Origin of the sequence: Aquimarina mycalae (genome assembly GCF_029906345.1) — a bacterium.
Classification (GTDB): domain Bacteria; phylum Bacteroidota; class Bacteroidia; order Flavobacteriales; family Flavobacteriaceae; genus Aquimarina.
In genome coordinates this window covers 138031-158072 of sequence record NZ_JARYGY010000004.1, presented here as the reverse complement: position 1 = coordinate 158072, position 20042 = coordinate 138031, and the positions used below count along the sequence as shown (strand labels likewise).

The 20042-nt window shown below is 34.1% G+C and carries 13 protein-coding genes; 7 read left to right on the top strand and 6 right to left on the bottom strand.

Going from position 1 to position 20042, the window contains the following annotated elements; all coding sequences use genetic code 11:
* Position 1: 1 nt before the first annotated feature.
* The 5 genes from radA to panC form a co-directional block, all read right to left on the bottom strand.
* On the bottom strand, positions 2–1369 hold the full coding sequence (gene radA, locus QBK95_RS10890; protein ID WP_280933571.1) for a DNA repair protein RadA: 1368 nt from the start codon (positions 1367–1369) through the stop codon (positions 2–4).
* Positions 1370–1482: 113 nt separating this feature from the next.
* Positions 1483–2631 (bottom strand): alpha/beta hydrolase, encoded by a 1149-nt coding sequence (locus tag QBK95_RS10885; protein WP_280933569.1) that lies wholly within the window; start codon positions 2629–2631, stop codon positions 1483–1485.
* Between the two features lie 121 nt (positions 2632–2752).
* Positions 2753–3730, bottom strand: a complete 978-nt coding sequence (locus QBK95_RS10880; RefSeq protein WP_280933568.1) for a lysylphosphatidylglycerol synthase transmembrane domain-containing protein — start codon at positions 3728–3730, stop codon at positions 2753–2755.
* A gap of 4 nt (positions 3731–3734) precedes the next feature.
* On the bottom strand, positions 3735–4085 hold the full coding sequence (panD, locus tag QBK95_RS10875) for an aspartate 1-decarboxylase (protein ID WP_280933566.1): 351 nt from the start codon (positions 4083–4085) through the stop codon (positions 3735–3737).
* A 20-nt stretch (positions 4086–4105) separates the two neighbouring features.
* Positions 4106–4954: a pantoate--beta-alanine ligase gene (gene panC, locus QBK95_RS10870; protein ID WP_280933564.1), complete on the bottom strand. Its 849-nt coding sequence runs from the start codon at positions 4952–4954 to the stop codon at positions 4106–4108.
* Positions 4955–5064: 110 nt separating this feature from the next.
* On the opposite strand from panC, the gene QBK95_RS10865 reads away from it, so the two are divergent.
* The 6 genes from QBK95_RS10865 (at position 5065) to QBK95_RS10840 (ending at position 16898) form a co-directional block, all read left to right on the top strand.
* Positions 5065–5874, top strand: coding sequence for a glycogen/starch synthase (locus QBK95_RS10865; protein WP_280933562.1), 810 nt, complete (start codon positions 5065–5067; stop codon positions 5872–5874).
* Positions 5875–5888: 14 nt separating this feature from the next.
* The gene (gene bamH, locus QBK95_RS10860; protein WP_280933559.1) at positions 5889–7577 is read left to right on the top strand and encodes a BamH family beta-barrel-assembly machinery protein; all 1689 of its coding nucleotides are present in this window, start codon (positions 5889–5891) and stop codon (positions 7575–7577) included.
* 20 nt (positions 7578–7597) lie between these two features.
* Positions 7598–9445 (top strand): glutamine--fructose-6-phosphate transaminase (isomerizing), encoded by a 1848-nt coding sequence (gene glmS / locus QBK95_RS10855; RefSeq protein ID WP_280933558.1) that lies wholly within the window; start codon positions 7598–7600, stop codon positions 9443–9445.
* A 201-nt stretch (positions 9446–9646) separates the two neighbouring features.
* On the top strand, positions 9647–12322 hold the full coding sequence (locus QBK95_RS10850; protein ID WP_280933554.1) for a TonB-dependent receptor: 2676 nt from the start codon (positions 9647–9649) through the stop codon (positions 12320–12322).
* Positions 12323–12638: 316 nt separating this feature from the next.
* On the top strand, positions 12639–15401 hold the full coding sequence (locus QBK95_RS10845; protein WP_280933551.1) for a TonB-dependent receptor: 2763 nt from the start codon (positions 12639–12641) through the stop codon (positions 15399–15401).
* A 30-nt stretch (positions 15402–15431) separates the two neighbouring features.
* On the top strand, positions 15432–16898 hold the full coding sequence (locus QBK95_RS10840) for an SGNH/GDSL hydrolase family protein (protein WP_280933549.1): 1467 nt from the start codon (positions 15432–15434) through the stop codon (positions 16896–16898).
* A gap of 63 nt (positions 16899–16961) precedes the next feature.
* Here the strand turns inward: QBK95_RS10840 and QBK95_RS10835 are convergent, their stop codons facing one another.
* Positions 16962–18236 carry a sterol desaturase family protein gene (locus QBK95_RS10835; RefSeq protein ID WP_280933547.1) on the bottom strand — a complete coding sequence of 425 codons (1275 nt, stop codon included), beginning with the start codon at positions 18234–18236 and terminating at the stop codon, positions 16962–16964.
* 262 nt (positions 18237–18498) lie between these two features.
* Here QBK95_RS10835 and atpD point away from each other — a divergent pair, with 262 nt between their 5' ends.
* The gene (gene atpD / locus QBK95_RS10830; protein ID WP_280933545.1) at positions 18499–20007 is read left to right on the top strand and encodes a F0F1 ATP synthase subunit beta; all 1509 of its coding nucleotides are present in this window, start codon (positions 18499–18501) and stop codon (positions 20005–20007) included.
* The last annotated feature ends 35 nt before the right edge of the window (positions 20008–20042 follow it).

Below are 20042 nucleotides of genomic sequence, written 5' to 3'. Positions count from 1 at the left end.
GCTATCCAAATAAATATTCAACAACATCTTCAATTTTAGCAACTAATTGGATGTTGATCTGAGTATTTTTTTGTGAAATTTTATTGTATTTAGAAACAAATATAGTAGAGAAACCTAGTTTCTCTGCTTCTTGTATTCTTTGTTCTGCTTTATTAACTGGTCTAATCTCTCCTGCAAGGCCAACCTCTGCCGCAAAACAATAATCTTTTGCTATGGGAATGTCTTCACTAGAAGATAAAATTGCAGCAACCACGGCTAGATCAATAGCGGGATCATCAACAGAAATACCTCCAGTAATATTTAGAAAAACATCTTTGGCGCCTAATCTAAAACCAGCTCGTTTTTCGAGAACTGCTAGAATCATATTTAATCTTTTTAGATTATATCCTGTTGCGCTTCTTTGTGGAGTTCCATATACTGCTGTGCTTACAAGTGCTTGTATTTCTATCATTAGCGGTCGCATGCCTTCTACGGTTGCAGAAATTGCCGTTCCGCTAAGCTCTTCTTCTTTTTTAGAAATTAGAATCTCACTAGGGTTACTTACTTCTCTTAAACCACTACCAAGCATTTCATAGATTCCTAATTCTGATGTAGACCCAAAACGATTTTTGAGTGCTCTCAAAATTCTATAAACGTGGTTACGATCTCCTTCGAACTGAAGTACTGTGTCTACCATATGTTCTAGGATTTTAGGACCTGCGATGTTTCCATCTTTGGTAATATGTCCAATAAGGATTACTGGAGTTGCTGTTTCTTTAGCGAATTTAATAAGCTCTGTGGTACATTCCCTAATCTGTGAAATACTACCAGCACTACTTTCTATATAATCGCTATGCAGGGTTTGTATAGAATCGATAATAACAATATCGGGTGTAGTTGCTTCTATCTGCCTAAAAATATTTTGAGTTTTGGTTTCTGTAAGGATAAGACAATTATCCGTTTTAGAATGGATGCGTTCTGCACGCATTTTTATTTGTTTTTGGCTTTCTTCACCAGAAACGTAGAGTGTTTTATAAGGTAGTTTTAAACTAATCTGTAGTAAAAGTGTACTTTTTCCTATACCAGGTTCACCACCTAATAGAGTAAGCGATCCAGGCACCAATCCTCCTCCTAATACTCTATTTAGTTCTGCATCATCTGTATTGTATCTTGCTTCCTGACTTGTATCTATTTCAGATATTTTTAATGGCTTAGAAACCCTATTTGTTTTTGACGAAGTATTAGGATCTTTCCAATCATTTTTTGAGGCTTTTTGAACTACTTCTTCAGCAATGGTATTCCATTCCTTGCATGAAGTGCATTGCCCTTGCCATTTTGCATATTGCGCTCCACAGTTTTGACAGTAAAAAACAGTTTTAGTTTTGGCCATTGATTTTTAAGTTGATTGTAAAAATACTATTATTTAGGGTCATTTTACTAATGGCAAGAAAACAAAAAGATCCCATTTTATGGGATCTTTTTGTTTTCTATCGTGATAGTTTATTAATAACCGAAGTCTTCTTTGATTTTATTAACTTTCTCTAACATATAATCCTTAGTAAGAAAAGCAATTTCATTTAATAAAAAACCATTTTCATAGGCTCTCATTGCTTTTTTAGGCTCCCCAAGTTGTTCGTAGCCTAAACCTAGATAATAATATCCCAACATAGTCTCGGGATGCTCTTTAATTGCTAATTTTCCAAGTGGCTCTAGCTCTTCCCATAATTCCTTTTTTTCTATTGCAGTAGAAATAGCTATAAAATCGTTAATTCTAATTTGACGTTTTATACCATATAATTTTTCGGTAGTATCATATATGTCTACAAGATAATCATACAAGGATGTTTCTAAGGTAAGAATGTCTTCTTTGTATGTTTTTTTACTAATCGGACGGTACATCTCAAAAATAGTCTCCAATGCTCTAGGGATTGCTCGACCTACTAACGTATAGTGAGAAGATTCGTCAAAGTTATCAAAGAAATAGTTTACTTCTGGATTTTCTATTGTTGATAGCTTTTCATCCGTAGCAATCAAATCTTTTTTGATTACTTCTGCATCATTAGTTGCTGTGGCCAAATAATACCAAACATCCGATTTTGCACTACTTAGTACATTAAAAACACGCTCTTTCATTGGAGGCGTCAATTCGGGACTTAGATTAATATATGCTTGAAAAATAGGATTTTCTTTAAATAAAAAATAATTAATAAAATTGGAAGTGTAATCGTGACCAACAATCATTTTTAGTTGTGCAGTCCTGTAGGTCTCATTAATATAAGGCATTAATTCCTGACCAATAAACTCAAAAAACTCTGCTCCTTTACCTTCAGGCAAATAACTTGCTAAATCATATCTACAATCGTCTTCTCTTGTTTTTCTTTGAACAATACCTACTACAATGGATTCAGGCATATCTTCCCAATATGAGAAATAATCAACGTTACCAGCAACAGGTTCGAATAAATGATCCCCATCCAGTACAATAATTACAGGATATGTTTTGTCTTCATTTTTTTCGTAGTTACGAGGCAGTTGGATTTTTAAATCCCTGTTTTGATCTAATTTGATAGATCTAAATGTTTCATATTTCACCTGACCATACGATATAGTCGTAAGGATAGAAATAAGGATTAAAAAGATACTTTTTTTCATAAGTAGTAGGATTAGGGTTAAGTGGACGACAATATATAAATTATTTCAGACGTTTAAAATTTTATGAATAAGTCTTAAGAAATAATCAATCTATTGTTTATAAGGGTTTTATTATAATTCTTTATGTTGTTTTTTCTCTATTTAAAATTGGGAGAAACAAAAATGATAACGCCCCAATGACAATATTTATTGCGGTTTGCGATCCCCATAGAATCCAACCAAAGGCTTCTCCGTCACTTTTTTCGAAGCCAAAAAACACAAAAACAGCTCCCACAACAATAGGAAACGGTAAAATACCGATACCTCCATTAGTTGTGGACATTGAAAAAGAACCTACAACAAAGGCTACAAGAATTACTCCTATTGAGGCATCGCCTAAATTAGGAATTGCAAACTTTATTACATAAAACATTAATACGTATAAGAACCAAATTAGGACGGTATGAAAAAGAAAAGCCCATTTTTGTTTCATGGTAAAGATACTTTTCATTCCATCTAATAAACCCATTCCAAAATCTCTAATTTTAACAATGAATGTATTCGAAGATTTCTTAAGAATCCTTAGGCCTAATAACCCTATAATAATTAATATCAATATTATACCCAATGTAAATACAGGATTAATGTTTTTTTCTTCAAGAAAATTCAATAAGTATTCTGTTTGTAGAATTCCAGCCATAGAAGTAACGATGATAAGCATAATCAAATCTATGATCCTCTCTGAAACAATAGTGCCAAAAGCTTTTTCAAATGGAATTTTTTCGTAAGTAGATAACGAAAATCCACGTAATACTTCACCAGATCTTGGAATTCCAAGATTCGCTAAGTATCCAGCCATTACAGTCATAAAACTATTATATAATTTAGGACTGTATCCGAGAGGGTTCAACAAAAATTTCCAACGATAAGCTCTTGAAAGATGGGATATAATACCTAATGTTAAAGATATAAATACCCAAAACGGATCGGCATTTTTGATATTCTTTAATAATGAAGTTCGATATTCTGGAGTTGCCGAACTTAGAAAGTACCATATTAAAAAAACTCCCAAAAGAAGCGGGAGTACTATTTTTAAAAACTTTATAAGTTTAGGATTCACACTGTTATTTTAGCAAATTATTTTCCTCATTAGGAAATAATATTGAAGGCTTAAATTTTTTAGCATCTTCAATATCCATCATTGCATAGGTAATCAGGATTAATACATCTCCTTTGGCTACTTTTCTTGCTGCTGCGCCGTTTAAAGTAATTTCCCCACTGTTTCTAGGTCCAGGAATTGCATAAGTCTCTAATCGTTCTCCATTATTGTTGTTAACGATCTGTACCTTTTCTCCTTCTACAATATTAGCAGCATCCATTAAATCTTCATCTATGGTGATACTACCAATATAATTTAGGTCAGCACCCGTTACCTTAACGCGATGGATTTTTGATTTTACAACGTGTACAAACATGTTACAAATTTAGTTATTTTTTAATTTAGGGCAATATTATCAATAAGTCTAACTTCACCTGCAAATGCAGCGATAAAAGCTCGATATTTAATGTTCTTGTATTTTCTTTTCACAGATTTAAGATCAGACACTTTAGCAATCTCAAAATATTCTAATTCTAAGGCCTCATTATTTTTAAACTCTTTAGAAACCCATTCAGTAAGTTTGGATACACTTTTTGTGCCAAAATCATTTTTTACCTCATGTAATGTTTTATAAATCAATGAAGATTCCTGTAATTGCTTTTTGGTCAATCTTTTATTACGTGAGCTTAATGCTAAGCCACTTTCTTCTCTATAAATAGGGCAACCGATAATTTCTACAGCCATTTTTTCAATAGCAACTAGTTTTTTTACTATTTGTAATTGTTGAAAATCTTTTTCACCAAAATAAGCTTTGGTTGGAGAGACAATGGTAAATAAATGTTTTAAAACGGTCCCGACACCATCAAAATGTCCAGGGCGAAATTTACCCTCCATTTCATGTTCTAGTCCTCCAAAGTCATACTTTGTTGCATTTGTATGAGAACCATATACTTCCTTTGGTAATGGAGCAAAAACGATAATTTCATTAGATAAACCCGAAAGAAGTGCTATATCAGACTCTAAAGTACGGGGATAATTTGTTAAATCCTCTGGATTGTTAAATTGAGTTGGATTTACGAAGATACTAACAACAACTACATCATTTTCATCAAGTGCTTTTTGTACCAAGGCGAGGTGACCTTTGTGTAACGCACCCATTGTAGGGACAAAACCGATTGTTTTATTTTGTTTTTGTAAGTCTGCAACATCCTGTTCAACGTCCAGTCTTTTCTCGTGTAACCGCATTTATCTAAAAGTTAAAGGCGTGCAAAAATAAGATATTACTGGCAGACTACATAAATTTTCGTAATTTTGCAAAAATTTATTCCTAAGGAGACGAGAAAAGTATCAACTATATGAAAGATAAGAGGATATTGTATGTATCATCAGAAGTAATACCTTACCTACCAGAGACAGAGATTTCATCTATGTCTTTTGAGGCGCCAAGAATGGTAAATAGCAAAGGAGGGCAAATTAGAATTTTTATGCCGAGATATGGAAACATTAATGAGCGAAGACATCAGCTACATGAGGTTATTCGTTTATCTGGTATGAATTTGGTTATTAATGACCTAGATATGCCCCTTATTATTAAAGTGGCTTCTATTCCTAAAGAAAGGATGCAGGTTTATTTTATTGATAACGAGGATTATTTTAAACGTAAGGCAACGTTGACTGATGAAGAAGGGAACTTGTTTCCTGATAATGATGAAAGAGCTATCTTTTTTGCTAAAGGTGTGATAGAGACCGTTAAGAAATTGAACTGGTCTCCTGATGTAATTCATGTTCATGGATGGTTGGCATCAATGCTTCCATTATATCTTAGGAATTATTACGCTAATGAGCCTTTGTTTAATCATAGTAAGATTGTAACCTCGGTATACGATCATGGTTATAAAGGGACATTAGATAAAAATATGTTGGAAAAAGTAAAATTCGATGGTATCGATGAAGAAAAGATCAGTGATCTTGCTAAGCCAACATATAATAACGTTATGAAAGTTGCTATTGACAATTCTGATGCTATAATTGTAGGATCAGAAGAAATTCCAGCAGAACTTTCTAAACACCTAAAAACCATTGACCAGCCTGTTTTAGAATATAAAAAACCTGATGAATTTGCGGTTGCCTATGAAGCCTTCTATGAGACGGAGGTATTGGTATAGCAAAAGGAACTATTATGAAATTGAAAAATGTTATGATCAAAATAACGGCTATAGTAGCTGTTGTTTTTACTGTTGCATCATGTGATGATGATTTTAATTCAGTTGGAAGTGAAGTAATCGGAGATGTAAATTTCGAAGATGATGAGTATACTGCTGTTCCAGTAGCATATAGTAAGAGATTCGAAAGAGTACAGTCAAGTAATCTTCCTAATAATTTACTAGGGATATATAATGACCCAGTATATGGCCAGACAACTTATAATGTGCTATCTCAGGTATTATTATCTCGTCAGAATCCAGTTTTTGGAGAAAACGCAGTATTAGATAGTGTGGTTTTAAACTTACCTTACTTTAGTTCAGTTACAGAATCAGAAGTCAATGATGATGGTGATGTTGTGAATACGTATGAGTTAGATTCAGTGTACGGAATTGCACCAATGAATTTATCGATATATCAATCAAATTATTTTTTAAGAGATTTTGACCTAGGATCTGGAGCAGAAGATAGACAGTTGTATTATTCTAATGATATTAGTGATAATTTCGGAATGTCTGTAGAAGGAACACTACTTAAAGAAATAGAATTCTTTTTGCCTTCAGAGAATGAAGTTGTACTAACAACTCCAGATGGAGCTGATGAGGATACCGATCCAGATAAAACAAGATTTTCTCCAAGATTAAGAATATCATTAAAAAAAGCAGATGCTCTGGGAACTAATGATCAGCCAATTATTGATCATTTTACTTCATTGTTTTTGGATAAAGAAGGAAGTGTTGAGCTGAGTAACGCCAATAACTTTAGAAATTATTTCAGAGGGGTTTATTTTAAGACTCAACCTGTTACGGGTAATGGAAGCTTAGTATTTTTTAATATTGCAGATGCCGATATTACACTTTTTTATACTTTTGACAAAGTAGATACTTTGGATGAAGACGATGATGATGATACAACAGATTTCATAGAGGATAATGGAGAGCTTGAGCTTAGTTTTTCTAACAATATAGTTAATGGTATTGAAAATAACTTTAATACAACGATTTTAGATGAATTGGCAAATCAGGATGAAGTTAATGGTGAAGAAAACTTATATCTTAAAGGAGGTGAAGGAGCGTATGCTGTTGTAGATTTGTTTAATGGTAATATCATTAACGAAAACGGAGAAGAAGAAAACGAATTGGATTTTCTTATCAGACAAGATTGGTTAATCAAAGATGCAAGCCTTAAGTTTTATATTAATCAAGACCTTGTTACAAATGAAGTTGTTAACCCAGGAAGGAGAAGTTCAGAACCAGAGAGAGTCTTCTTGTTTAATTTAGAAACAGGAGAGGTGCTGATAGATTATATTGCAGATGGAACAGGGAATAATACAGTTCCAATACTTTCGGTAATTGATCACTTAGGAAGAATTACTAGAGACTCTGATGAGAATGGAGAGTTTTATAGAATAAGGTTAACACAGCATATAATTAATGTTTTAAATGGAGACATAGATAATGTAAAATTAGGATTGTCTGTTTCACAAAATGTTAATATTGTAGCTAATGCAGCAGGATTCACCCCCACTAATACAGAAGATGAAATCATCCCCTTTTCATCTATAATATCTCATGAAGGAACAATTCTTTATGGAAATGGAACTAATGTTCCTGATGACAAACGTTTAAAGCTTGATATTTTTTATACAAAAGCAAAAAGTAATTAACTGACAAACAATTTAAAACCATGTGTGGAATAGTAGGGTATATAGGTCATAGGGAGGCCTATCCAATTGTATTAAAAGGATTAAAGAGGTTGGAATATAGAGGGTATGATTCTGCAGGAATTGCCCTTTATGATGGTAGTGATATTAAACTATCTAAAACTAAAGGAAAAGTAGCCGATCTTGAAGAAAGATTAGTAAAAGAAATTTCTACTGAAGGTAGTATTGGTATAGGTCATACCAGATGGGCAACTCATGGAGTGCCTAATGATATAAATTCTCACCCACATTATTCCAATTCAGGAAATTTGGTAATTATTCATAATGGAATTATAGAAAATTATGAGTCGCTAAGAAAAGAATTAACAAATAGAGGGTATACATTTACATCTGAAACCGATACAGAGGTATTGGTTAATTTGATTGAAGATGTAAAGACGAAGGAGAATGTAAAATTAGGAAAAGCGGTTCAGATTGCATTAAATCAAACTGTTGGAGCCTATGCGATTTCAGTTTTTGATAAACAAAAACCCGATGAGATTGTAGTAGCAAGATTAGGAAGTCCATTGGCAATAGGAGTTGGAGAAGATGAGTTTTTTATTGCTTCGGATGCCTCTCCTTTTATTGAATATACAAATAATGCAATTTACCTAGAAGATGGTGAAATGGCAATTGTTCGTAGAAATAAAGGAATCAAAGTTAGGAAAATCAAAGATGATAGCCTTGTTGATCCATATCTTCAGGAGTTACAGATCAATCTTGAACAAATAGAAAAAGGAGGATATGATCACTTTATGCTCAAAGAAATTTATGAGCAACCTAATGCCATAAGCGATACCTATCGAGGTAGAATGAGAGTAGCAGAAGGAATTATTAAAATGGCGGGGATCGATGATAATTTGGCAAAACTTCTTAACGCTAAACGTATCCTAATTATAGCATGTGGTACCTCATGGCATGCTGGTCTAGTTGCAGAGTATATTTTTGAAGAACTGGTTCGAATTCCTGTTGAAGTAGAATATGCTTCTGAGTTTAGATATAGAAATCCAGTAATTCATCAGGATGATGTGGTAATAGCAATATCACAAAGTGGAGAAACAGCTGATACTATGGCGGCCATTAAATTAGCAAAAGAGAGAGGAGCTTTTGTTTTTGGAGTGTGTAACGTTGTTGGGTCTTCTATTTCTAGAGAAACTCATGCAGGAGCATATACGCACGCAGGCCCAGAGATTGGAGTTGCTTCTACAAAGGCTTTTACTACTCAGATAACAGTACTTTCATTAATTGCATTAAAATTAGCAGAAAGAAAAGGAACTATATCTAATAGTGATTTTCATTACTACCTTCAGGAATTAGAGCGTATTCCAGAAAAAGTAAAATTAGCGTTAGAATCAAATGACCACATAAAACTTATAGCAGATACCTATAAAGACGCTAAAAACTTCTTGTACTTAGGAAGAGGATATAACTTTCCAGTAGCCCTAGAAGGCGCTTTAAAATTAAAGGAAATTTCTTATATCCATGCCGAAGGTTATCCTGCAGCAGAGATGAAACATGGTCCTATTGCTTTAATTGATGAGCATATGCCAGTTGTAGTTATTGCAACAAAAAAAGGACATTATGATAAAGTAGTAAGTAATATCCAGGAAATAAAATCCAGAAAAGGAAAAATTATTGGGATTGTCACAGAAGGAGATGAAACCGTAAAAGGCCTTGCGGATCATGTGATTGAAATTCCTGAAACTATAGAGTTTTTGACACCGCTTTTAACTACAATACCGCTTCAATTATTGTCATACCACATTGCAGTGATGTTAGATAAGAATGTAGATCAACCAAGAAATTTGGCAAAATCGGTTACAGTAGAGTAGTAAATCTATAGATAGAAAACATATAATTAAATGCAAAAAAGAGCGGTATATCGCTCTTTTTTGCATTTAATCGGTAAAAAATCAATAAAAATGATTTCTAACAATTTTTTTTTCATTAGTTTCGCGGCCGAAAATTGATGTTTATCCATTTTCAACGAATTTAAGTTCCCCAAACAACTTAAAATTTAAAATAACCTATTTATGAAAAAAATTACTTTTGTAATAGCGCTATTGATATGCGCTATAAGTAGTGCTCAAACTACAATTAATGGTACTGTTGTTGATGAAAATAACCAACCAATTCCTGGAGCTAATATTTCTTTGAAAGGAGAAGCGATAGGAACAGTTACTAATTTTGATGGTCTATTTTCTTTGACTGTTACCAAAAAACCACCCTTTACAATTACAGCAAGTAGTATTGGATATGAATCTAATTCTGTTGAGGTAACTTCTGAATCTGGAGAAGTGACAATAATTCTTATTGAGGGGAATGTTCTTGATTTGATCGTAATATCAGCTTCTAGAGCACCAGAACGTTTATTCGAATCACCAGTAAGTATTGAAAGATTTGGTGTAAAAGAAATTAAAAACACTGCTTCCGTGGATTTCTACGATGGTTTAGAAAACTTAAAAGGAGTAGATGTAAATACAAATAGTTTAACGTTTAAATCTGTTAATACAAGAGGATTTGCGTCCTTTACGAATAATCGTTTCGTTCAGTTAATAGACGGGATGGATAACACTTCACCATCATTGAATTTTGCTTTAGGTAATCTTATAGGAATGAATGAGCTTGATGTGGAGAATATCGAATTACTTCCTGGAGCTTCTTCTGCACTATATGGAGCGAATGCTTTTAACGGTATATTGTTTATGACCAGTAAAAGCCCATTCGACAAACAAGGGATCAGTGCATATGCAAAAGGAGGCATTACATCTCAAGACGCAGCTGGTAATAACGAATTTTATGATTTCGGAATTAGATTGGCTCATGCTTTTACGGATAATTTTGCTGCAAAAGCAAACTTTTCTTATATGAATGGTACGGATTGGTTCGCTGTTAGTCAAGAGAATATTGAAAACCCTGGAGAAAGTCGTGAACTAGATCCTGCATATAATGGTCTAAATGTATATGGAGATGAGGTAAGAGCTGTTATTCCTGGTATTGGTGTTGTAACCAGAACGGGATACAATGAATCAGACCTTACTGATTATAATGCAGAGAATATCAAGTTTGATGGAGCGATTCATTATAGACCTTTTAGTGATGATTTTGAGATTATTTATGCAGGAAAGCTTGGTAAAGGACAAACAATATTTCAGGATTCTAACCGATTTTCCTTAAATGACTTCTTTTTTCAACAGCATAAACTAGAACTAAAAAATAATAATTTCTTTGTAAGAGGATATATTTCTGCAGAAGATGCTGGAGATACGTATGATCTACGTTTTACAGGAATTAATATTAATAGAAGATGGAAATCCGATACTCAATGGTTTCAGGAATATGCAGCTACATTTACAACTGCCGTAGGTACAGATCAGCAGAGGCATCAGGCAGCAAGAGATTTTGCTGATAGAGATCGATTACAACCTGGTACTCCTGGTTTTGAAAATGCATTTAATCAGGTAACAAGCAATCCTGATTTTCAAACGGGATCAAGATTTATCTCTAAAACAGAATTACGCCATGTAGATGGTAATTATAATTTTAGTCATATAACTAGCGATTTTGCAGATATTCAAGTTGGAGGATCTTTTAGAGAGTATTCATTAAATTCTGAAGGTACATTTTATACTGATTTTGACGGAGCAATTAATTATTCTGAAATAGGAGTGTATTCACAAATACAGAAAAAATTATTAGATGATAGATTAAAACTGACAGGATCTGTTCGATATGACAAATCTCAATTATTTGATGGTAATTTTTCTCCTAGATTTTCTGTAGGATATACATTAGGGAAGAATAGAAATCGTAATCTTCGTGCTTCTATCCAAACAGGTTTTAGAAATCCGACTACCCAAGATTTGTATTTGGGTCTTGATATTGGAGAAGGTGCCATAGTTGGATCAGCACCTGATAATTTAGATCGCTATACAAGAACCATAAATGGAACCACGATTACAGGTCGCGCAGCATACGAAAATTCCTATACTGCAGAATCAGTAGAAAGTTTTATTAGATCAGGAGGTACTGCGCCATTGGAAATTGCAAACCCTGACATCGTACAGCCAGAAAGAGTAACAGCAATCGAGATAGGATATAGAGCTGATTTTGGTAAACTATTACTTGATTTAAGTGGTTACTATAATATGTATGAAGATTTTATTTCTACTATTGATGTAGTAAGTCCTTTAAGCGGGACTGTAGGGACTCCAGAAGCTCAAGGCGCAATTGGAACTGGTGATTTTGCAGGTTTTCAGGCAATTACTAATTCTGATGTGAATATTAATTCCTATGGAGCTGTTCTTGGAATAAGTGCTAAAGTATTTGGAGATTTTGATCTTAATGCTAGTTATACATATTCTAAGCAAGATTTTGATCAAAATGAAGATCCTGGTTTTAGAACAAACTTTAACACTCCAGAACATAAAGCCAAAGCAAGTTTCGGACACGATAACTTATTCAGAAATTTTGGTTTCAACACAGCTGTTAGATGGAGTGGAGATTATGTATGGGAATCTGCTTTTGCTGTAGGAGATGTTCCTTCATTTACTGTTTTTGATGCCCAACTTAACTACAGAATACCTTCATTAAAAACTACGTTTAAAATTGGAGGAACTAATATTGGAGGAAGCGAATATTTTACAGCTGTAGGAACAGCTTCCATTGGTTCTCAGTACTATGTAGGGCTTACAATAAACAATTTATAAGTAGAATCAATATAAATAAGCATTTAAAAACCTGTCTGATAACACGTTTCAGACAGGTTTTTTCTATTTTATATGAGGGAATTTATCGAAATTTTAAACACCTCTTTTTTAAGGTGTAAAAATGGCAAAACGTATTGTAAATCTGTACTTTATTATGCGTGAATAGTATCTAATAAAATTACTGTTTAACCGCAAATAGGGTAAAATTGGCAATCGCATAATGATATCCCTGAGGAAAATACAAAAAATTAACTTTTTTTATAGAATTACTAAAAAAGCGTATATTGTTGTCATAACATAAAAACTAATTTAGGATATGAGGACAATTACGTTAGTAATAATGCTTTTTATGGGCATTATAGCTACTGCACAAACAACAATTAGTGGTAAAGTTGTTGATAACAATAATCAACCAATTCCAGGGGCTAATATATCGTTACAGGGAGCTTCTGTAGGAACAGTTACCGATTTTGATGGATTATTTACATTAACATTACAGGAGACACCTCCGTTTACAATTATAGTCAGTAGTGTTGGTTTTGAATCAGCATCGGTAAACATCACTGCAAGTGCCAGTGATTTAACGATTTCGCTAAAAGAAGGAACAGAGTTAGATGAGGTAATTATTTCTGCTTCCAGAACACCAGAGAGAATTTTCGAATCACCTGTAAGTGTTGAACGGTTTGGGATTAAGGAGATTAAAAGCACACCTGCTGTGGATTTTTATGATGGATTAGAAAACTTAAAAGGGGTTGATATCAATACCAATAGTTTAACCTTTAAATCTGTAAATACCAGAGGTTTTGCTTCTTTTGCTAATACACGTTTTGTTCAGTTAGTGGACGGAATGGATAATTCTTCACCAGCGTTGAACTTCGTTTTAGGTAACCTTTTAGGGATGACGGAATTAGATGTAAATAGCGTAGAATTACTACCAGGAGCATCTTCTGCACTTTATGGAGCAAATGCATTTAATGGTATTTTATTTATGACCAGTAAAAATCCATTTGATCATCAAGGAATAAGTGCATATGGTAAAGGAGGAATTACTTCTCAGGAAGCTGCAGGAGATAATGAGTTTTATGATTATGGTTTTAGAGCTGCACATGCATTCTCTGATAAGTTTGCTGGAAAAGTTAATTTTTCTTACTTAAGAGGTACAGACTGGTTCGCGACAAGTCAAGTGGATGTTTCTGCTAATCCTATTACAGGTACTAGATTGGATCCAGATTATGATGGATTGAATGTATATGGAGATGAAGTAAGTACTAATATTAGAGGTGTTGGTGTAGCATTGGTTAATTTAGGCGTATTGCCTGGAGGAGCTGAAAATCTGTTACCTAATGAAAATGTAAGTAGAACGGGTTATTTAGAAAGTGATTTAAATGACTATAAAGCAGAGAGTATCAAATTTGATGCTGCAATGCATTATAGACCTTTTGCTAATGATTTTGAAATTATTTACCAAGCTAAGATTGGTAGAGGAACAACTATTTACCAAGGTGCTAACAGATATTCTATTCGTAATTTCTTCTTACAACAACATAAAATAGAGTTTAAGAATAATAACTTTTTCTTAAGAGGATATATAACTGACGAAAGTGCAGGTGATTCTTATGATACCAGATTTACAGGAATTAATATTAATAGAGCTTGGAAAGATGACCAAACTTGGTTTGGAGAATATGCAGGGGCTTTTGTGCAAGCAACATTAGCAGGGCAATTACCGGAACAAGCGCATTTAATTGCTAGACAAACAGCAGATACTGGTCGTTTGATTCCAGGTACTCCAGGATTCGAAAGTGTATTTAGACAAGTTATTTCTGATCCAGATTTAGCTACTGGATCTAAGTTTCAGGATGCTACCCAACTTAGACATGCAGATTTAAATTATAATTTCAGTCATTTAACGAGTGAAATTGCTGATATACAAGTAGGGGGATCATTCAGAGAATATAAATTAAATTCTTCTGGAACTATTTTTACTGATTTTGACGGACCAATTCGCTATTCTGAATATGGATTATATACACAAATCCAAAAGAAATTATTAGATGAGCGTTTAAAATTAACAGGTTCTGTGCGTTACGACAAATCTGAATTATTTGATGGAAACTTTTCACCTAGATTATCAGTAGGTTATACTGCAGGTCAGGACAGAAATCATAATCTTCGTCTTTCTGCACAAACAGGATTTAGAAACCCTACTACTCAGGATTTATTTATTGGTTTAGATGTAGGTAGAGCAATTCTAGTAGGATCGGCTCCAGAGAATTTAGATCGAGATGTTAGAAACTTCACCTTAAGCGGTGATGGTCAAAATATTACAGGATCAACAACAGCTTCGATTACAGGTAGAGCAGCTTATGAAAATTCTTTTTCTTTAAATTCAGTACTTAACGGAGCTCCTGTAGCATCTGAATCTGGAATAGTACAGCCAGAAAAGGTAACAGCATTCGAATTAGGGTATAGAGGAAAAATAAAAGGATTTGTTATAGATATGAGTGGTTACTATAACATGTACGAAGATTTTATTTCTAATGAAAATGTATTAGTTCCTTTATATGGACAAGTTGGTGATGGAACCTTATCCTTATTAGCTTTGCAAAATGGAGATACTCAAGTGTATCAGACATATACTAACTCTGCAGTAGATATTAATTCTTTTGGAGCAACAGTAGGAATTACTACCAAAGTTCATGGTTTCGATCTAGCAGCTAATTATACATATTCTGAACAAGATTTTGATAGAAATCAGGATTCAGATTTCAGAACAAGCTTTAATACTCCAAAACATAAAATAAAAGGTTCTATAGGTCATACTAATCTATTTAAGAATTTTGGGTTTAATGCAAGTTATAGATGGAGTGATGAATATTTCTGGGAAGCAACCTTTGGTGATGGAGAAGTGCCTTCATTCTCAGTAATCGATGCTCAAATAAACTATAGAATCCCAGCATTGAAGACTGTTATAAAAGCAGGTGCTACCAATATTGGAGGAGATGAGTATTTTACTGCATTTGGAACAGGATTTATAGGTTCTCAGTATTACATAGGGTTATCTATAAACAACTTATAATAAACATAAATGATATTAAGAAATTTAAATATGAATATTCAATATAAATGGCTATTAATCTTATTCGTTTTTGGATTTGTAGCATGTGAATCCGACGATGATTCGCCAGTGGTAGAAGAAGTAGTAATTACTTCTGGTACAGCAGATTTTTCAACCTATGTAGCGTTAGGAAATTCTTTAACTGCAGGTTTTACGGATGGAGCTTTATTTATTGCTGCACAAGAAAATTCGATGCCTAATATTTTAGCGCAGCAATTTGCATTAGCAGGTGGAGGTACATTTACACAACCTTTAATGAGTGACAATGTTGGTGGAGCTCTGTTAGGTGGAACTCAAATCTTGTCTCCTAGATTCTTTTTTAATGGAGCAGGTCCAGCAGTATTGCCTGCTACTCCAACAACAGAAATTTCAGCAGGATTATCAGGTACATTTAATAATATGGGAATACCTGGAGCTAAAAGTTTTCACTTATTAGCTAATGGTTATGGAAACATTGCTGGATTGCCTAGTCTTGCAAACCCTTATTTTGTACGTATGGCTTCTAGCCCAAATGCTTCTGTATTAGAAGATGCAATGGCACAGAACCCTACATTTTTCTCTTTATGGATTGGTAATAATGATGTATTAGGGTATGCATTATCTGGTGGAGACGGATCAGATCCAATTACAGATACTGCTACGTTCGATCAAGCTTACGGTGCTTTAGTAGCTACTTTGACATCTGGTGGGGCAAAAGGAGTGATAGCTAATATTCCTGATGTAACTTCAATTGCAAATTTTACAACAGTATCTCATAATCCAGTGCCTTTAGATGCAGCAACCGCTGGAGCGGTAAATGCAGCCTATGCACTTTATAATGGAGGTATTGTTCAAGCTTTTGCTGGATTGGTTATGGCTGGTGCTATTTCACAAGAAGATGCTGATGCAGAAATCGCTAGAAGAACTATTAGTTTTACTGCTGGAGAAGGTAACGCTGTGGTTATTTTAGACGAAGACCTTACAGATTTAACTGGCTTAAATCCTAATTTAACAAACATGAGACAAGCTACAGCTGATGACCTTCTGGTTTTAGCCTCAGCTTCTTTTATAGGAACTCTAGCAGATCCAGGTAATCCGCTATCTGTAAATGGAGTTGCGATTCCTTTAGCTGACAGATGGGTATTGACACCTGAAGAGCAAGCAGAAATTGCAACAGCAACTACTGCTTTTAATGCGACTATTTCTGCTGCTGCACAACAAGCAGGATTGGCTTTTGTAGATGCAAATGCACTACTTGTTGAAGTTGCTTCTACAGGAATTGCCTTTGATGAATTTTTATTACAAGGTGATTTAGTATTTGGAGGGGCATTTTCTTTAGATGGTGTGCATCCTACTGCTCGTGGTTATGCATTTATTGCAAATAAAACTATGGAAGCAATTAATGCTACTTACGGTTCTAATCTTCCGATGGTAAAAGCAGAAGATTATCCTACATTTTATTCTCCAATGTTGCCATAGGTAAGATATTTTAATATAAATTTTTATAAAGCCTACAAGAAATATTTCTTGTAGGCTTTATTATTATATCATTGGATCAATATGTCTGACAGAATATTTTTTTTCTACGAATTGAAAATAAATAGCCATGATAAACGATATTATAATGTAACCTAATACCAAATAGGTAGCTCCATTAAAAAGAGTGTCAATTCCAAACCATCCATCTCCTTTATTAATATAATATACTCCTAAACCAAGTTTTACGATTTCAGAATAAATAGAAATTATATGTCGATCCATTAATGAAGTATAAGCAAATATAGAAACCATTAAAAAGATAGCATAGTTTATAATTTCTAGAAAGTCAAGATTACCAAAACTAACCAATAAGTAATATAATAGGGCTATGGTAATTGTTAATTGTATCCAGGACCAGAGTTTTAAGAACAAAGAGCTTTCTGTTTTATATTTTTCTCTGGAATATGGATCAGTTATGATTTGGATAGGATATTTTTCTTTAACATCTTCAGGTCTCCATCCTGTTGGCATATACCAAATTCTGATTTTATCTATAATGTTTTTGGTTCTCCAGGCATCTTTAAGAATCCCCCACGCGTGCATAAAGTTAATGAAAAACGGATTCCAGGTGTTTACAGGTTTTTTTACACCATATACAGGTGGTTTTTCTGGTATTTCTTCTTGAAACGTTCCGAAAAGTTTATCCCAAAAGATGAAAATTTGAGAATAGTTCTTATCCAGATACTCATCATTTATCGCATGGTGTACTCTATGATGAGATGGAGTAACTATAATATGTTCTAAGACACCCATTTTATCAACTAATCGCGTATGATACCAAAATTGTGCAAATAAATGTATTGGAGCTACAAGAGCAACAACGTTCGCAGGGATCCCCAATAAAGCTAATGGGATATAAAGAAAGAAATAAATAGAAATTATAGCTGATATACTTTGTCGTAGTGCACACGCCAGATTAAACTCTTCACTACTGTGATGAATTATATGTCTATTCCAAAATAAATTGATAGTATGATTAAAGCGATGGGACCAGTACCCTACAAAATCCAACCCAATAAATGTTATGATATAAACCAGAACAGATGATTTGATTTCGATCAAGGCAATATGGTCTACCATCCAATCATAACTAATGATAATTACTGCAAGACCAGTTAGGCTTCTTAATGTATCTGTAATACCAGAACTAATACTGGAAATAGTATCCATTGCTTGATTAACAGGAATTCCTTTCCATCTGCTTACCAGATACTCCAGAAGAATAAGAATTACGAATCCAGGTATTGCATATGTTAAAGCCGTGGCATAAGTTTCCATAGAGTCAATTATTATATGATAACATTTTGTTTGTAGGAAAAGTACAATTTAATGATTTTAAAATCAAATAAATGCTTCCCAAAATCAATACTTTTTAGGGAGTAAATAGACTTTGTTTTTTCGGATAAAAAAAACAAAATAAAAGACGCTATTTTATTCATTTTAAAAGCCTATATTTGCAGCCTGAAAAAAGGTCGTATTCGGGATTACTGAAAAAAGGGTCTTTTAAATAGTTAAATACTAAACATTAAATAGTTATATAATGTCTCAAGTTACGGGTAAAGTATCACAAATTGTAGGTCCGGTTATAGACGTAGCATTCGCTGCCGGTACTGAATTACCAAAAATTTACGATTCGTTAGAAATTAATAAAGCAGACGGTACCAAGTTGGTGTTAGAGATTCAGTCTCACATTGGTGAAGATACTGTACGTACTATCGCGATGGATTCCAGTGATGGATTAAGCAGAGGAGTAGAAGCTGTAGCAACAGGTTCTGCAATTCAGATGCCAATCGGTGGAGATGTATATGGACGTCTATTTAATGTAATTGGTGATGCGATTGATGGTCTAGGAGATCTTCCTAAAGCAGGAGAAGATGGTCTTCCTATTCACCGTCAGGCGCCAAAGTTTGAAGATTTATCAACTTCTACTGAAGTTCTATTTACTGGTATTAAAGTAATTGATCTTATTGAGCCTTATGCAAAAGGAGGAAAGATTGGATTATTTGGAGGTGCTGGAGTAGGAAAAACAGTATTGATTCAGGAGTTGATTAACAATATTGCAAAAGGTCACGGTGGTCTTTCTGTATTTGCAGGAGTAGGAGAAAGAACACGTGAAGGAAATGATTTACTTCGTGAGATGTTAGAGTCTGGAATTATCAAGTATGGTGATGACTTTATGCATTCTATGGAAGAAGGAGGATGGGATCTTTCTAAAGTAGATAAAGAAGTAATGAAAGAATCTAAAGCTACTTTCGTATTCGGACAGATGAATGAGCCACCAGGAGCACGTGCTCGTGTTGCACTTTCTGGTCTTACGATTGCAGAATATTTCCGTGATGGAGCTGGAGATGGACAAGGAAAAGATGTACTTTTCTTCGTAGATAACATCTTCCGTTTTACACAAGCAGGTTCTGAGGTATCTGCACTTCTTGGACGTATGCCATCAGCGGTAGGATATCAGCCTACATTAGCAACTGAGATGGGTGTGATGCAGGAACGTATTACTTCTACTAAGAAAGGATCTATTACTTCTGTACAGGCGGTTTATGTACCTGCAGATGATTTAACGGATCCAGCACCAGCAACAACATTTGCTCACTTAGATGCAACAACAGTATTATCTCGTAAGATTGCTGAGCTTGGTATTTATCCAGCGGTAGATCCATTAGATTCTACTTCAAGAATTCTTACAGCTGATATTTTAGGAGATGAGCACTATAACTGTGCACAAAGAGTAAAAGAGTTGTTACAGCGTTATAAAGAATTACAAGATATTATTGCAATCCTTGGTATGGAAGAATTATCTGAAGAAGATAAATTAGCGGTAGGACGTGCACGTCGTGTACAACGTTTCTTATCTCAGCCATTCCACGTAGCAGAGCAGTTTACAGGTATCCCAGGATGTTTAGTAGATATTAAAGATACTATTAAGGCATTTACAATGATTATGGATGGTGAACTAGATCACCTACCAGAAGCAGCGTTTAACCTTAAAGGTACTATCGAAGAAGCTATCGAAGCTGGTGAGAAAATGTTAGCTGAAGCATAAATAGTAGTGAGAAGTTAGTAAAGAGTGGTGAAAAA

Bases quoted from the DNA above. Each gene is read 5' to 3' on its own strand.
- radA (WP_280933571.1), bottom strand. From the start codon at position 1,369: ATGGCCAAAACTAAAACTGTTTTTTACTGTCAAAACTGTGGAGCGCAA.
- QBK95_RS10885 (WP_280933569.1), bottom strand. From the start codon at position 2,631: ATGAAAAAAAGTATCTTTTTAATCCTTATTTCTATCCTTACGACTATA.
- panD (WP_280933566.1), bottom strand. From the start codon at position 4,085: ATGTTTGTACACGTTGTAAAATCAAAAATCCATCGCGTTAAGGTAACG.
- panC (WP_280933564.1), bottom strand. From the start codon at position 4,954: ATGCGGTTACACGAGAAAAGACTGGACGTTGAACAGGATGTTGCAGAC.
- QBK95_RS10865 (WP_280933562.1), top strand. From the start codon at position 5,065: ATGAAAGATAAGAGGATATTGTATGTATCATCAGAAGTAATACCTTAC.
- bamH (WP_280933559.1), top strand. From the start codon at position 5,889: ATGAAATTGAAAAATGTTATGATCAAAATAACGGCTATAGTAGCTGTT.
- glmS (WP_280933558.1), top strand. From the start codon at position 7,598: ATGTGTGGAATAGTAGGGTATATAGGTCATAGGGAGGCCTATCCAATT.
- QBK95_RS10850 (WP_280933554.1), top strand. From the start codon at position 9,647: ATGAAAAAAATTACTTTTGTAATAGCGCTATTGATATGCGCTATAAGT.
- QBK95_RS10845 (WP_280933551.1), top strand. From the start codon at position 12,639: ATGAGGACAATTACGTTAGTAATAATGCTTTTTATGGGCATTATAGCT.
- QBK95_RS10840 (WP_280933549.1), top strand. From the start codon at position 15,432: ATGAATATTCAATATAAATGGCTATTAATCTTATTCGTTTTTGGATTT.
- QBK95_RS10835 (WP_280933547.1), bottom strand. From the start codon at position 18,236: ATGGAAACTTATGCCACGGCTTTAACATATGCAATACCTGGATTCGTA.
- atpD (WP_280933545.1), top strand. From the start codon at position 18,499: ATGTCTCAAGTTACGGGTAAAGTATCACAAATTGTAGGTCCGGTTATA.